Consider the following 14841-nt stretch of genomic DNA (forward strand, 5'->3'; position numbering starts at 1 on the left):
AACGAAAAGGCAAGCTTATAGCCGACCTGTCTCTGGCGGCTGTACTTCTAGCCGGAATCCAACTGTGGGAGCGAGCTTGCTCGCGAAGACAGCGGCACATCCAACGCTCATGCAAGCTGTTCCACCGCCATCGCGAGCAAGCTCGCTCCCACAGGGGAAACGCGATCACCCTAAACCAGGCCGGCTATCAGGCCGCCTCGCGGAGGACGTTGATCTCGGCGCCCCGTTAACCACGCTGGCCGAACGCAGGCATTGCGCAGTGGGCACCTCGGCATGGATGCCGAGGTAGCCGCGCTGGGCCATGGATGGCCCTTCGCGGCGGCCCACGGAGCAATTCCTGCGTTCGGGCATGCCGAGCCTAGGCGAGGCACCAAGTGGTGGGGCAAAAGCGCTTTGGTTACTTTCGCGCTTTTCGAAAGTGACCCGCCGTCAGGGCGGAACCCTAAGTGGCCGTTACCGAAGAAATGGATATGTACACGGTCAAAACATACAATCCGCTAGGCCGCCATCGCGAGCAGGCTCGCTCCCACAATGGTCAGAGTACAGCCAGACAATCTATGGTTAGTTGAAATTTCAGTAAATATTGCCTTGAATTGCTCTGAACCCCTGCTTGGCCTGTTTAGTGGGATGACAAATCACGGTCTAAGACAGACCTGATATATCCAGTAGTTAGCGGTTTCGTTGTCAAATTGAAAGCGGGTATGTAATATTTTGTACTCTATAGCGCTGATAATAAGTGTGTCGCCTTTTGACAGGTTTGACTCGATAAAGGTTGCGTCGCGGAAAAACATGAATTCGACGGTGTCGCGATCTATTTCGATGGGTTGAATGTCTTGATTGTTTTCTTTGGGGGGCGGGCGTGATCCAGAACTTGAAGCAGTCGTGGGAGGTTGAACCTGCTTAAAGTAAATTTCGTAGTCAAAGTTATGGCTGATTCGCCATGTGGCAGTTATGTCAGTAACCTCATAGTAATCCTTTCCATCTATATCTAAAGTGCTCCCGATGTCCATCCTGAAGAAGGCTTCCTCGTAACGGGATTTAGCATGATCTGGTGGGGTGAATTGCCGATTATCAATAAAGGCTTTTATATTCCAAGAGCCGAGTGTGCTGTTGCTCATGGCGATTCTCCTTTTTTTGAGAGATTGTTTATGGTTGTGAACGCAACCGTCGTACATATGGCTCTGGTGTCGCCTAGAATTAAACTGTAAGGAATAACAGTCGTGACGAACGGTCTTTCATTCTTCCTGTCCACCCACAGAGCGGCACGGGCCGTACGCAGTGACGCAAAAACATCGCATTGAAATGGTTGTCAGGCAGTGGAGTATTCAGCCACGTCGGCGGCGTAGAAGGAGAGCGCTCAGAGTGCATGGCTACTGCGTAGCCAGCGGGAGCAAGCTCCCTCGCCACGAAGACGAAATGTTGTTCAAAACGCCCCAGACCTCCCCGGACTCCCTGTAAACTCCGGCCTTTGCCCAGCACCCAGGGAGTCGGCAATGTCGGGTTCTATCCTTTATATTCACGGCTTCAACAGCGCCCCAGCGTCGACCAAGGCCAGTCAGTTGATCAAAGTAATGGCGCAATTGGGCCTGAGCGACCGTCTACAAGTCCCAGCCCTGCACCATCACCCCCGCCAAGCCATCGGTCAGCTGGAACAGGCGATTGCACAACTGGGGCGGCCGCTGCTGGTCGGCAGCTCGCTCGGCGGCTACTATGCGACTCACTTGGCCGAGCGCCACGGCCTCAAGGCCCTGTTGGTCAACCCGGCCGTCAGCCCGCATCGGATGTTCGACGGTTACCTGGGTACGCAGAAGAACTTGTACACCGACGAAACCTGGGAATTGACCCACGACCACGTGACGGCCCTGGCCGAGCTGGAAGTGCCGGCGCCCCGGGATCCGCAGCGGTATCAGGTATGGTTGCAAACCGGTGACGAAACGCTGGATTATCGCCACGCCCAGCAGTATTACCGCGCCTGTGCCTTGCGCATCCAGGCCGGCGGCGACCACAGTTTCCAAGGGTTTGCCCAGCAGTTGCCGGCGCTGTTGAGTTTTGCCGGCATTGGCGCCGATTTGTACCAGGCGATCGACTTCACCTCGCTGTGAGCCGTCGCCCCTTTTTCATTGAACACTGACGACGAGACCCCATGGCCACTCCCAGCGCTAGCTCTTATAACGCAGACGCCATCGAAGTCCTCTCGGGCCTCGACCCGGTGCGCAAGCGCCCCGGCATGTACACCGACACCAGTCGGCCGAACCACCTCGCCCAGGAAGTCATCGACAACAGTGTCGACGAAGCCTTGGCCGGGCATGCGAAGTCGGTGCAGGTCATCCTGCACGCCGATCACTCGCTGGAAGTCAGCGATGACGGTCGCGGCATGCCGGTGGACATACACCCGGAAGAGGGTGTGTCGGGCGTCGAGCTGATCCTCACCAAGCTCCACGCCGGCGGCAAGTTTTCCAACAAGAACTACCAGTTCTCCGGCGGTTTGCACGGGGTGGGTATTTCCGTGGTCAACGCCTTGTCGACCCAGGTGCGGGTGCGGGTCAAGCGTGATGGCAACGAATACCAGATGACTTTCGCCGACGGCTACAAGGCCACCGAGCTGGAAGTGGTCGGCACGGTCGGCAAGCGCAACACCGGGACCAGCGTGTATTTCGCCCCGGACCCGAAGTACTTCGATTCGCCGAAATTCTCCGTGACCCGCCTCAAGCACGTGCTCAAGGCCAAGGCCGTGTTGTGCCCGGGGCTGCTGGTCAGTTTCGAGGACAAGGCCACCGGCGAGAAAGTCGAATGGCATTACGAAGACGGCCTGCGCTCTTACCTGGTGGACGCGGTCAACGATTTCGAGCGCCTGCCCAACGAGCCGTTCTGCGGCAGCCTGGCCGGTAACAAGGAAGCGGTGGACTGGGCGCTGTTGTGGCTACCCGAAGGTGGCGAAAGTGTCCAGGAAAGCTACGTCAACCTGATCCCTACGGCCCAGGGCGGCACCCACGTCAACGGCTTGCGCCAGGGCCTGCTCGATGCCATGCGCGAGTTCTGCGAGTTCCGCAACCTGCTGCCCCGTGGCGTGAAGCTGGCGCCGGAAGACGTTTGGGAACGCATTGCCTTTGTCCTGTCGATGAAGATGCAGGAACCGCAATTTTCCGGCCAGACCAAGGAGCGCCTGTCGTCCCGTGAGGCGGCGGCGTTTGTTTCCGGTGTGGTCAAGGATGCGTTCAGCCTGTGGCTCAATGCCAACCCGGAAACCGGCCTGGCCCTGGCGGAGCTGGCGATCAATAACGCCGGCCGCCGTCTCAAGGCGAGCAAGAAGGTCGAGCGCAAGCGCATCACCCAGGGGCCAGCCTTGCCGGGCAAACTGGCCGATTGCGCCGGGCAGGACCCGATGCGTTCCGAGCTGTTCCTGGTGGAAGGTGACTCCGCCGGTGGTTCGGCCAAGCAGGCGCGGGACAAGGAGTTCCAGGCCATCCTGCCGTTGCGGGGCAAGATCCTCAACACCTGGGAAGTGGACGGCAGCGAAGTGCTGGCCAGCCAGGAAGTGCATAACATCGCCGTCGCCATCGGCGTCGATCCGGGCGCCGAGGACATGAGCCAGCTGCGCTACGGCAAGATCTGCATCCTCGCCGACGCCGACTCCGACGGCCTGCACATCGCCACGTTGCTCTGCGCCTTGTTCGTCCAGCATTTCCGCCCGTTGGTGGACGCCGGTCACGTCTACGTGGCGATGCCGCCGCTGTACCGCATCGACCTGGGCAAGGAAATCTACTACGCCCTGGACGAAGCCGAGCGCGACGGTATCCTCGATCGCCTGGTGGCCGAGAAGAAACGTGGCAAGCCGCAGGTCACCCGATTCAAGGGCCTGGGCGAGATGAACCCGCCGCAGTTGCGCGAAACCACCATGGATCCGAACACTCGCCGGCTGGTGCAGTTGACCCTGGATGATTTCGAAGCGACCTCGGAAATGATGGACATGTTGCTGGCGAAGAAGCGCGCCGGCGACCGCAAGTCCTGGCTCGAATCCAAAGGGGACCTGGCCGAGGTGCTGGCCTGATGCGCAACGGGTTCGCCCTGGCGTTGTGGCTGTGGGCGGGGGTGGTAGCCGCGGGACCTGCGCCGGAACTGAAGCTGCTCTCCGAGCACGCCGTCGATGGCATGCGCGGCGGCAACCTGTCCGGGCTGGCGCTGTGCGGCGGCGAGATGTGGACGGTGTCCGATCGCGACGATGACCGCATCTATCGCCTCGCACCCTCCGAGGCGCCGGTCTGGCAGGCCGAGGTGGTTGAAATCGAGGTGCCGAAGGTGCCGGACAACGGTTTGCCCTGGGGCTTGAGCTCGCGGACCTGGGCGGCGTCGTTCCTGCGTGGTGGTGAGCTGGATTTCGAAGGCATCAGCTGTGACAGCGTCGGCAACCGTTATGTGGTCAGTGAGTCCTATGCCGCGGTATTGCAGGTGCCGCCGTCGGGCCCCGCGTCCTGGTTGAAAATCGCCCCCACCCTGATCCGCCAGGCCCGTGCCAGCGGCATGTTGCTGCATTTCAATGCGTTGTTCGAAGGCTTGGCGATCAACCCGGCCGGTGACCAGCTGTGGTTGGCGGCCGAGCGCGAACGTCGCGGCCTGCTGCTGATCAAGCGTCAGCAGACGGTGTGGGACTGCGATGGCAATTGCGTGTTGCTGAGCGAAGCCGGACGGGAGATGCAGCCGGCGCAGTTCCCCAAGGCCAAGGCGGTTCCGCGGGATTTCGCGGACCTGTCATTGTTCAATGGCAAGCTGTTTACCCTGGAACGCAACGCCTATCAGATCTGCCGGCGTGACCCGCGGACCGCCCAGGTCGAGCGTTGCTGGTCGTTCGCCGCCGAGGCGTTGCAGGATAACCGCCGTTATCCCCAGGCCTACGGGCTGGCCGAAGCACTGGTGGTGGATGCCGAGGGGGCCTGGATCGGCCTGGACAACAACGATGGCAAGCGGGCCGATGGTGAACAGCGGCCAATCGTCTGGCGCTTCGCCGCGCCCGAGGGTGGCTGGAGTGCCTCGCCGTGAGCCAGCAGATGCCGGGCAAGCGCGCCGGCCGGGTGCTGATGATCCTGGCCTGGTGCGCCGCGCTGTTTCTGGCGACGCGGTTTTTTGCCCAATGGGAGCAGCGCCAGCAAAACCCCAATACCCAGGTGTATTCGCAAAAAGGTGAAGGTTTTATCGAGGTGAAGCTGGTCGGCAATCAACAGGGGCATTTCGTCGCCAGCGGCCAGATCAACGGCCAGCCGGTGGACTTCATGCTCGACACCGGTGCCACTGACGTGGCGATTCCGATGGAGCTGGCCGAGCGCCTCAAGCTGGAAAAAGGGTTCGGCGTGACCTTGAGCACCGCCAATGGTGTGAGCGAAGGCTACCGTACCCGCGTCGACCGGCTGCAATTGGGCGACATCGTCTTGCGCGATGTCCGTGCCCTGGTAGCGCCCGGCCTGGGTGGCACGCAAGTGCTGCTGGGCATGAGCGCCTTGAACAAACTTGAATTTACCCAGCGCGACGGCACCATGCTGCTGCGCCAGACAACGAACTGATGAGGCCCGCATGAGCGACATTCTTGCAGACAGCTTAGACGGCGTAGAACGCCGATCGCTGGCTGACTTCACCGAAAATGCCTACCTCAACTACTCCATGTACGTGATCATGGACCGTGCCTTGCCGCACATCGGCGACGGTTTGAAGCCGGTTCAGCGGCGGATCATCTATGCCATGAGTGAGCTGGGGCTGGATGCGGATTCCAAGCACAAGAAATCGGCGCGTACCGTCGGTGACGTGCTCGGCAAGTTCCACCCCCACGGCGACTCGGCCTGCTATGAGGCCATGGTGCTGATGGCCCAGCCGTTCAGCTATCGCTACACACTGGTGGACGGCCAGGGTAACTGGGGTGCGCCGGACGATCCCAAGTCCTTCGCGGCCATGCGTTACACCGAGGCGCGGCTGTCGCGCTATTCCGAGGTGCTGCTCAGCGAGCTGGGCCAGGGCACCGCGGACTGGGGGCCGAACTTCGACGGCACCCTCGACGAACCCCTGGTTCTGCCAGCACGTTTGCCCAATATCCTCCTCAATGGCACCACCGGCATCGCCGTGGGCATGGCCACTGACGTGCCGCCCCACAACCTGCGGGAAGTGGCCACGGCGTGCGTGCGTCTGCTGGACGAGCCGAAAGCCACGGTGGAACAGCTCTGCGAGCACATCCAGGGGCCGGACTATCCGACCGAAGCCGAAATCATCACCCCGCGCGCCGACCTGCTGAAGATCTACGAGACCGGTCGCGGTTCGGTGCGCATGCGCGCCGTGTACCACATCGAAGACGGCGACATCATTGTCACGGCGCTGCCGCATCAGGTCTCCGGAGCCAAGGTCCTGGAGCAGATTGCCGCGATGATGCAGGCAAAACCGTCGAAAGCGCCGCAAGTGGCGGACCTGCGCGACGAATCCGACCATGAAAACCCCTGCCGCATCGTGATCATCCCGGTCAACAGCCGGGTCGACCACGACGCGCTGATGCAGCACCTGTTCGCCAGCACCGACCTGGAGTCCAGCTATCGGGTCAACATCAACATCATTGGCCTGGACGGCAAGCCGCAGCTGAAAAACCTGCGGGCATTGCTGGTGGAATGGCTGGAGTTCCGGGTCAAGACCGTGCGCCGGCGCCTGCAATTCCGCCTGGACAAGGTCGAGCGCCGCCTGCACCTGTTGGACGGCTTGTTGATTGCCTACCTCAACCTGGATGAAGTGATCCACATCATCCGCACCGAGGAGCACCCCAAGGCCAGCTTGATCGCGCGCTTTGACCTGAGTGAAATCCAGGCCGACTACATCCTTGACACCCGCCTGCGGCAGTTGGCGCGCCTGGAAGAAATGAAGCTGCGCGCCGAGCAGGATGAACTGCTCAAGGAACAGGCCAAGTTGCAAGCCTTGCTGGGCAGCGAAGCCAAGCTCAAGAAGCTGGTACGTACCGAGCTGCTCAAGGACGCCGAAACCTATGGCGACGACCGGCGTTCGCCAATCGTCGAGCGCGCCGAAGCCAAGGCCCTGACTGAGCACGATCTGCTGCCGAACGAGAAAGTCACCGTCGTGCTGTCGGAAAAAGGCTGGGTACGTTCCGCCAAGGGTCATGATATTGACGCGACGGGGCTTTCCTACAAGGCCGGGGACGGTTTCAAGGCCCTGGCGGCCGGGCGTTCCAACCAGTTTGCGGTGTTCGTCGACTCTACCGGGCGCAGCTATTCGGTGCCGGCGCATACCTTGCCGTCGGCTCGCGGCCAGGGCGAGCCGCTCACCGGTCGATTAACGCCTCCACCGGGTGCAACTTTTGAATGTGTGCTGATGCCTGATGATGATGGACTGTACGTCATTGCGTCGGACGCGGGTTACGGGTTCGTGGTCAAGGGCGAGGACCTGCAAGCCAAGAACAAGGCGGGCAAGGCGCTGTTGAGTCTGCCGAACAACGCCAAGGTGATTGCGCCGCGCCCGGTGGCCGATCGGGAGAACAACTGGCTGGCGTCGGTGACCACCGAAGGTCGCTTGCTGGTGTTCAAGATCAGCGACTTGCCGCAGTTGGGCAAAGGCAAGGGCAACAAGATTATCGGCATTCCCGGCGAACGGGTCGCCAGTCGTGAGGAATATGTCACGGATATTGCAGTGTTGCCGGAGGGCGCCACGCTTGTGCTACAGGCAGGAAAGCGTACGCTTTCGTTGAAGGCGGACGATCTTGAGCATTACAAGGGTGAACGTGGTCGGCGGGGCAACAAGCTTCCGAGGGGATTTCAGCGGGTCGATGCGCTGCTCGTCGAAAACCTCAATTAGGCGTAGTAGAGGGCTCGGTCTGCGATTAAATGCCGCAGATCGATGCTTTCGCGCTGGAGTCGGCGCGCATATTCACGGATGATAGGCCCTTTCAAGCGCCGGCGTAGCCGAGCGTTCTTCACATTGACCGAGTATTTTTTCACTGTGGCAAGCCTTGTGGCTGCCACCTGGACGGAACGATGACTGCTCTGCGCCTCCCTATTTTGTGGCTCGCCGGCCTGCTTGGCCTGGCGGGCTGCAGCATGAACCAGCCGGTGTCGCTGTACCAACTGGACAGCGGAACCCCGGCCCAGCCTGCGCAAAGCACAGGCATGGCCGTATTGCTCGGCCCGGTTCTGATCGCTGACTACCTGCAGCGTGAAACCTTGTTGCAACGCCAACCGGACGGCAGCCTGCAAGCCGCCACTGACGGCCGTTGGGCCGGCAGCCTGTCCTCCGACATCGATCAGTTGCTGTTGCGCCAGCTCGCCGGGCACCTGGACAGCCAGCGCGTGGTGCTGGCACCGGCGACCCAGGGTTTCACCCCGGATGTGCAGGTACTGCTGTCGATTACCCGCCTGGACTCGGGTAAGGCCCAGCCGGCAGTGCTCGATGCCCAATGGCGGTTGATCGACCGTCGTGGCAAGGTGCGCGAGAACCGCATCGTTCATCTGCAAGAGCAACATGCCGGCACCACGGCGGCACAGGTCCAGGCCCAGGGCGTGCTGCTGCAACGCCTGGCCGAACAGCTGTCGGTGTCGCTCAAGCCCCTGGCCAACCAGCCGCCTGTCGCCGAAGTGCCCCGCAAGGCCGCGCCAGCCCCGGCCAAACCGGTAGAGAAGGAAAAGGACAAGATTCCCATGGCCTTGCCGATTCGTACGGACATGGAAGTGTTCAGGTTCTGACGGTTGGACCGGATACACGACAAAGCCCGCGTTGATGCGGGCTTTGTCGTTTCTGCCGGTTGGATCTCTCGTGCCTGGGCCGGCCCTATCGCGAGCAAGCTCGCTCCCACACTGGGTCTGAGACCGGCAGACATCTCCCTGTGGGAGCGAGCCTGCTCGCGATGAGGCCGGCCCAGGCAACAAAAAGCCCGCAGACAATCACTCATCTCCCACAGCAGGTCTGAGGCTTGCAGGGATCCCCTGTGGGAGCGAGCTTGCTCGCGATGGCGGCGCTGAAGGCAACAAAAAAGCCCGCAGACAATCACTCATCTGCGGGCTTCGTTATTTCATTTCTCGGGACTCAGGCCTGGCGCTCATGCATCCGCGCCAGTTGTCGCTCCAGCATCGATGGATAAGGCTCCATCAAGCGCTCCACGCAACACGCGCCTTCGGGGCTGGCGATGGGGCGGATGCGCGCGCGCTGGCGGATCAGGGCGTCGTCGTTGATCTTGCGCTCCACCAGCAGCAGGTTGCGGCTGTGTTGCGACAGCGCCAGGGCGTCCTGGGCGGTTTCGGTCAGCAGCAGGTCGATCTGGCTCAAGCCGAACAAGCCATCGCCCAAGGTCAGGCCCAACTGCAGTTGCAGGGTGATGCCGCTGTCGGCGACTTCGATCTGCAACTGGTGACCCAAGGCGCGCAGCAACTCACCGCAGCAAATGGCATTGGTCAGGTAGTCGTCGCCACTGTCTTCGGTGTGGAACAGCATCAGCGTGCTGCCGTCGTTCAAGGTGTGCAATTCGCCCTGATAGAGTGATGCGGCCTGGTCGAGGCAGTCGCGGTAGCGCTCGAGCAACTCCTTCAGGCGCGCCTGGGGCAGGCGACGCAGTTGATCCTGGGCGCCCAGTTGCACGGCCAGTACGGCGCTGTGCTGGGGCAGGTTCGAGGCCACAGGCCTGGCGACCGGCTGAGGTGCCCCATTGACCGACTCGTCACGCAGGTCGGCGAAGGCGTCGTCGTCTTCCTCGTCCTCCACCGCGCGCACCACGTGGCGTGGGGCCGGTTTGGAGGCCGGCATCGGCTGGCTTTCGTCGAAGCCCGGGTCGCGCAGGTCACGCACTTCGAAGCCTGGCTCGGCATCGTCGTCCGTGTAGTCGAGGTCTTCAGGTTCCGGCTGGGGCTCGGGTTCCGGGGCGAAGCTGGCGTGCAGTTGCCGGGCCAGGTCGCCGATCTCGTCCTGGCGCTGGGTGGCCGGCGTGTGTTCGTCGATGTCCCGCAGCCAGACGCGCAATTGCAGCAGCGGCGTGGAGATGTGCCGCCCCAGGCGCAGGCTCAGGGCCAGTGCCAGGGCCAGCAGGATCGCGCTGAGAATGCCCATGCTTTGCAGGCTGATGGTCATCGGTTGCTGGAACTGGTCCATGTCCAGGCTGATGCGCAGTTGCCCGGCGGTCACGTCCTGGAAGGTGATCTTGCTCTGGTACATGCCGCCGGACTCGCCCAGCAGGCCAGGCTTGGGCCGCTGGCCGGCCTCGGCGAGGATGCGGTTGTCCACGCTGTAGATGGCGGCGTGGGCCACCAGCTTGTTCTTGGTCAGGTTGTTGAGCAGCACGTTGAGGCTGAGGATGTCGTTGGACACCAGCAGCTCGGTGGCGGACGTGGCGGTCTGGGTGGTCAGGCTTTCACCCAGGGCATCGGCCTGCTCGTGCATCGCCTGCTTGAACTGCAAACCCATCACACAGGCATAGATGACCAGGGCCAGGGCGACCAGGATCACGTTATGGCTGGCAATGCGCAACGCGATCGGCACACGACGGTGGCGCAGCGCACGGAAGATCAGCAGGAAGAAGTTGTCGGTTTTGACTGGCGTGGGCCGGTTCACTGAGCTCGGCTCTTTGTCCGTGAAATTGACGCGCAGTATAGCGACAGGCCCATGACCGGCAAAGCACTGGCGGTGCCCGATGGTCACTGAATGTGGGTAGAATGCGGTTTTTTTCCACCTGCGGGGGTGCGCCTTGCGCGAAATCGTCCTGATAAACATCACTGGCAGCGACCGTCCGGGTCTGACTGCGGCCATTACCGGCGTTCTGGCCCAGGGTGGTGTGAACATTCTCGACATCGGTCAGGCGGTGATCCATGACACGCTGTCGTTCGGCATCCTGGTTGAAATCCCGGACGCCGAACAAAGCAAGTCCGTGCTCAAGGACATCCTGTTCACCGCCTACAAGCTCGACCAGCAGGTGCGCTTCACCCCGGTGTCCGAGGACGATTACCAGCATTGGGTGGCCGGCCAGGGCAAGAAGCGCCATATCGTGACCCTGTTGACTCGCAAGGTCACCGCCGAGCAGTTGCAGCGCGTCAGCTCGATCACCGCCCAATATGGCCTGAACATCGACCACATCGACCGCCTGTCCGGGCGCATGCCGCTGGACACCCCGGCCGACAAGGGCAAGGGCTGTATCGAGTTTTCGGTACGCGGCGAGCCGGCCGATCCCCAGGCGTTGCGTGCGGAATTCCTCAGCGTGGCCCAGGAACTGAACGTCGACATCGCCTTTCAGGAAGATTCGCTGTTCCGCCGCAACCGCCGCCTGGCGGTGTTCGACATGGACTCGACACTGATCGAGGCCGAGGTCATCGACGAACTGGCCAAGGCGGCCGGCGTGGGCGACAAGGTCTCGGCCATCACCGAGCGAGCCATGGCCGGCGAGCTGGATTTCCGTGCCAGCTTCAAGGAGCGCCTGGCCCTGCTTAAAGGTCTGGACGTCAGCGTGCTGGATTCCATTGGCGCTTCCCTGCGGCTGACCGAAGGCGCCGAAACCCTGTTCGCCGAACTCAAGCGCCTGGGCTACAAGACCGCCATCCTGTCCGGCGGCTTCACCTACTTCGCCAAGCAGTTGCAGGCCAAGCTCGGTATCGACTACGTATTCGCCAACGAGTTGGAAGTGGTGGACGGCAAGGTCACCGGCGTGGCCGTCGAGCCGATCGTCGATGCCCAGCGCAAGGCCGACCTGCTGCGTGAACTGGCTGAAAAGGAAGGCCTGCGCCTGGAGCAGACCATCGCCGTGGGCGACGGCGCCAACGACCTGCCGATGCTGGCGATCGCGGGCCTGGGCGTGGCATTTCGCGCCAAGCCGCTGGTCAAGCAGTCGGCCAGGCAAGCGATTTCCACCCTGGGGCTGGATGGGGTGTTGTACTTGCTGGGCTTCAGGGATCGTGACGGGCAGCTTTAAGGCCGACGCTTACCTGTGTAGGAGCTGCCGAAGGCTGCGATCTTTTGATCTTGATCTTTCGCTTCAGACTCAATTGGTCTTGGAAAGATCGCAGCCTCGCTCCGCTCGGCAGCTCCTACAGCGATTTCCACAACGAATCGAAATTCCCCTCTTGATCGCCACCATCCCCGGTTTCGGTTGAGTCCTCCGGGTGATAGGAAAACTGGTTGAAGCTGTGGGTGCTGGTCACCCGGCGGTCCAGGCCGGCGCGGCGTTCCTGGCCGTTGGTATTGATCAACACCCGCTGGCCTTCCTGGAAGGGCAGGCGGGGGGCGATCATGGTCGGGGGCAGGTCAATGGCGCTGATCTCGGGGAGCAACAGCCCGCGCAGGTAGTGACCGTGCTCGTTCTCCCGGACCAGTTGCAGCCCGCAAGGCTGGGCATGGGGGGCGACCAGTTCGATGCCCATTTGCATGGCGCCGTTGCGCACTTGGCGGATCCAGCGCACCACGGCGACGCTCCAGGCTTGGTCGCTGCTGTCGCGGATGCCGATCATTTCCCCGGCTTGCAGTTGTTCCGGCACCTCCTTGGGCCAACCGAGGCAATAGCCGCCAGGGCTGTGGTTGATGATCGGCAGGTCGTAGGTGGGGAAGTGATGCTGGTTGTCGGAGCTGGTGCCATCGTCATCGGCCGGGTTGACCGGGTACTCGATTTCTTCATAGGGCAGCAGGTCGCTGTCGCCGGCGGGGGCGGCGTCGAACGCTTGCTTCCAGGTATCGTTTGTCTTGCTCGGCGAGGCTTCGAAGCGGGCCTTGCGGGTGGCGGGGCTTTTCAGGATTTCGTTGAACGAGCGCTCGCCGCCAAGGTAGTAGTGCAGCGCACTCATGCCGACGCACAGGGTCAGCGCGCCGTTGCCCTCGGTGCGCTGGAAGCTGCGTTCAGCCGCTTCGCCCCAGGCGGCTTGCAGGTGATGCAAAGTGTCGGCACTCATGCCGCCAGGGACTGGCAACGTATTATCGGCAGGTTGTTCCAGGTGAGTGGCGATTGCACGCACCAGTGGCTGGGGATCGAAGCCCTGCAAGGTCGGCTGCTGTTCGGCCCGGAACTTGGAGCGGTAGCGTGGCCCGACATCCAGCTCTGGAGCGACGGCGAACAGGCTCCTGGCAGCGGTGGCAGGGTCCAGCTTGACCCACTGGCTCCAGGATTCGAGCACCTCGGTCAGTCGTCCGATCTGGCTCTGGCGCAATTGATTGCTGCGTGACGCGCCCAGCAGCAGGGCGACGACATAGGTCTGCTCGGCGTTCAATTGATGGACCTGGCTGGCCAGCTCGTCACTCACGCTCAGGTGTTGCAAGCGATGCAGGCAGGCGATCCGGTACAACTGATGCAAGTCCAGCCATAGCCCCTCGGGCACTGGACTGTAGAGCTGGCTGGCACGCAGCAGCGGGCCGTTGAGGGCATGCATCGCCCGTTGCAGCGCGGTGCTCAGCAGGCGGGCCCGGTCCTTGGTGTATTTCGACGCGATACGCGCCACGATCTGTTTGTAGCCCATCGCCAGTTGGGTTTGCAGGGCCTGGCACAGGTTGACGATCTTGCGCGAGCGATCATCCAGCACGATGGCCTGTTGCAGGAAGTGCCGCTCCAGGTGCTTGCAGACGTAATACACCTCGGGCCGCAGCAGTTCGAGCAATTGCAGGCGATTGTCGCTGGGCGTGAGCAGTTGGTTGAGTTCACCCAGGGCCTGGTACAACAGGCGGGCCGTTTCGCCGATGTTGGCCTTGGGCAGGTTGGCGATCCAGCGCTTGAGGTCCCGTGGCGTAGCATCGCAGAACGACAGGCGTGATTGTGTCGGGGTCAGGACGCGCAATAGCTGGAGAGGGCTGGTCTCATTCATGCCGTGTACGGGCTCCGGCGGGAAATAAACGTGATGTTTCCAACTCTAGCAGCTGACAGGCAGGCGTGTTGCCCTGAAAGTGCTGTGGGAGCAAAGCTTGCTCGCGATGCAGGCGCCGCGTTTTTTAGACCGCGTTATCGTTCATCGCGGGCAAGCCTTGCTCCCACAGACCTGCTTCAAGGGCGGGTGTGACTCAGCCTTTGGGCAGCGCCAGGCCCTGGCCCATCTGCACGGGCGACCCGGCCACCAGGTCTTCGGCCCATTTCACCTGGCCTGGACCGAACAGCACGATGGCGGTCGAACCCAGTTTGAAGCGTCCCAGTTCGGCGCCTTTTTCCAGATGGATCGGCCCACGGGCGGCTTCGTCGTAACGGAAGGTTTTCAGCTCACGCTTGGGCGGCGTCACCAGCCCGGCCCAGACGGTTTCGATGGAGGCCACGATCATCGCGCCCACCAGCACCACGGCCATCGGCCCGCGCTCGGTGTCGAAAATGCACGCCACGCGCTCGTTGCGGGCGAACAGCTCCGGAACGTTTTCGGCGGTGGTCTGGTTGACCGAGAAAATCCGCCCAGGGATGTAGACCATCTCCCGCAGGGTGCCGGCCAATGGCATGTGCACGCGGTGGTAGTCCTTGGGGGACAGATAGATGGTGGCGAAATCGCCGCCCATGAACGGCGCTGCGTTGGCCGCGTCACCGCCCAGCAGCTCCAGCACGCTGAAGCTGTGGCCCTTGGCCTGGAACACCCGGCCATGCTCGATCGGGCCGAGCTGGCTGACGGCGCCGTCGGCGGGGCTGAGGATCGCGCCCGGGGTTTCGTCCAGCGGCCGCGCGCCGTCTTTCAGGGCGCGGGTGAAGAAGGCGTTGAAGTGCTCATACGCAGTCAGGTCTTCCACCAGGGCCTGGGACATATCCACTTGATAGCGCTTGGCGAACCACGCGGTGAAGGCATTCTTGAACCAGCGCACGCGGCATTCGGCAATGCAACCGGCCAACCGCGACAGCAGGTGGTGGGGCAGCAGGTATTGAGTGAGGATGAACAAACGGTTTTTCAT

11 protein-coding genes are annotated in these 14841 nt (G+C 62.2%); 7 read left to right on the forward strand and 4 right to left on the reverse strand.

Features of this window, described 5'->3' with window-relative positions:
* Positions 1-635: 635 nt before the first annotated feature.
* Positions 636-1118, reverse strand: coding sequence for a hypothetical protein (locus tag BLQ55_RS17680; protein WP_092255528.1), 483 nt, complete (start codon positions 1116-1118; stop codon positions 636-638).
* Between the two features lie 375 nt (positions 1119-1493).
* On the opposite strand from BLQ55_RS17680, the gene BLQ55_RS17685 reads away from it, so the two are divergent.
* The 6 genes from BLQ55_RS17685 to BLQ55_RS17710 all read left to right on the forward strand — a co-directional run bounded on the left by BLQ55_RS17685 (position 1494) and on the right by BLQ55_RS17710 (position 8711).
* A complete protein-coding gene (locus tag BLQ55_RS17685) occupies positions 1494-2102 on the forward strand; it encodes a YqiA/YcfP family alpha/beta fold hydrolase (protein ID WP_092205338.1) in 609 nt (202 codons plus the stop codon).
* A 41-nt stretch (positions 2103-2143) separates the two neighbouring features.
* On the forward strand, positions 2144-4048 hold the full coding sequence (gene parE, locus BLQ55_RS17690; RefSeq protein ID WP_092205339.1) for a DNA topoisomerase IV subunit B: 1905 nt from the start codon (positions 2144-2146) through the stop codon (positions 4046-4048).
* Complete coding sequence (locus tag BLQ55_RS17695; protein ID WP_092255531.1) at positions 4048-5034, forward strand: esterase-like activity of phytase family protein; 987 nt, start codon at positions 4048-4050, stop codon at positions 5032-5034. Before parE ends, BLQ55_RS17695 begins: the two co-directional genes overlap by 1 nt.
* Complete coding sequence (locus BLQ55_RS17700) at positions 5031-5552, forward strand: retropepsin-like aspartic protease family protein (RefSeq protein ID WP_092255534.1); 522 nt, start codon at positions 5031-5033, stop codon at positions 5550-5552. Before BLQ55_RS17695 ends, BLQ55_RS17700 begins: the two co-directional genes overlap by 4 nt.
* 10 nt (positions 5553-5562) lie before the next feature.
* A complete protein-coding gene (gene parC / locus BLQ55_RS17705; protein ID WP_092205342.1) occupies positions 5563-7827 on the forward strand; it encodes a DNA topoisomerase IV subunit A in 2265 nt (754 codons plus the stop codon).
* A 179-nt stretch (positions 7828-8006) separates the two neighbouring features.
* Positions 8007-8711 (forward strand): PqiC family protein, encoded by a 705-nt coding sequence (locus tag BLQ55_RS17710; RefSeq protein WP_092255537.1) that lies wholly within the window; start codon positions 8007-8009, stop codon positions 8709-8711.
* 340 nt (positions 8712-9051) lie between these two features.
* Here the strand turns inward: BLQ55_RS17710 and BLQ55_RS17715 are convergent, their stop codons facing one another.
* Positions 9052-10566, reverse strand: coding sequence for an AhpA/YtjB family protein (locus BLQ55_RS17715; protein ID WP_092205344.1), 1515 nt, complete (start codon positions 10564-10566; stop codon positions 9052-9054).
* 133 nt (positions 10567-10699) lie between these two features.
* Between BLQ55_RS17715 and serB the strand changes: the two genes are divergently transcribed.
* Positions 10700-11914: a phosphoserine phosphatase SerB gene (gene serB, locus BLQ55_RS17720; protein WP_092205345.1), complete on the forward strand. Its 1215-nt coding sequence runs from the start codon at positions 10700-10702 to the stop codon at positions 11912-11914.
* Positions 11915-12029: 115 nt separating this feature from the next.
* Here the strand turns inward: serB and BLQ55_RS17725 are convergent, their stop codons facing one another.
* Together BLQ55_RS17725 and asd are read right to left on the reverse strand one after the other, a co-directional pair.
* Positions 12030-13787 (reverse strand): molecular chaperone, encoded by a 1758-nt coding sequence (locus BLQ55_RS17725; protein ID WP_092255540.1) that lies wholly within the window; start codon positions 13785-13787, stop codon positions 12030-12032.
* Between the two features lie 193 nt (positions 13788-13980).
* The gene (gene asd, locus BLQ55_RS17730) at positions 13981-14841 is read right to left on the reverse strand and encodes an archaetidylserine decarboxylase (protein WP_092205347.1); all 861 of its coding nucleotides are present in this window, start codon (positions 14839-14841) and stop codon (positions 13981-13983) included.

It is taken from the genome of Pseudomonas sp. NFACC13-1 (assembly GCF_900104425.1).
In the GTDB taxonomy this organism is placed as follows: domain Bacteria; phylum Pseudomonadota; class Gammaproteobacteria; order Pseudomonadales; family Pseudomonadaceae; genus Aquipseudomonas; species Aquipseudomonas fluorescens_AA.

What these genes read in the sequence shown, in the direction of transcription:
- BLQ55_RS17710 (WP_092255537.1), top strand. Translation starts at nt 8,007, where the DNA reads ATGACTGCTCTGCGCCTCCCTATTTTGTGGCTCGCCGGCCTGCTTGGC.
- BLQ55_RS17685 (WP_092205338.1), top strand. Translation starts at nt 1,494, where the DNA reads ATGTCGGGTTCTATCCTTTATATTCACGGCTTCAACAGCGCCCCAGCG.
- parC (WP_092205342.1), top strand. Translation starts at nt 5,563, where the DNA reads ATGAGCGACATTCTTGCAGACAGCTTAGACGGCGTAGAACGCCGATCG.
- BLQ55_RS17680 (WP_092255528.1), bottom strand. Translation starts at nt 1,118, where the DNA reads ATGAGCAACAGCACACTCGGCTCTTGGAATATAAAAGCCTTTATTGAT.
- BLQ55_RS17695 (WP_092255531.1), top strand. Translation starts at nt 4,048, where the DNA reads ATGCGCAACGGGTTCGCCCTGGCGTTGTGGCTGTGGGCGGGGGTGGTA.
- asd (WP_092205347.1), bottom strand. Translation starts at nt 14,841, where the DNA reads ATGAAAAACCGTTTGTTCATCCTCACTCAATACCTGCTGCCCCACCAC.
- BLQ55_RS17725 (WP_092255540.1), bottom strand. Translation starts at nt 13,787, where the DNA reads ATGAATGAGACCAGCCCTCTCCAGCTATTGCGCGTCCTGACCCCGACA.
- parE (WP_092205339.1), top strand. Translation starts at nt 2,144, where the DNA reads ATGGCCACTCCCAGCGCTAGCTCTTATAACGCAGACGCCATCGAAGTC.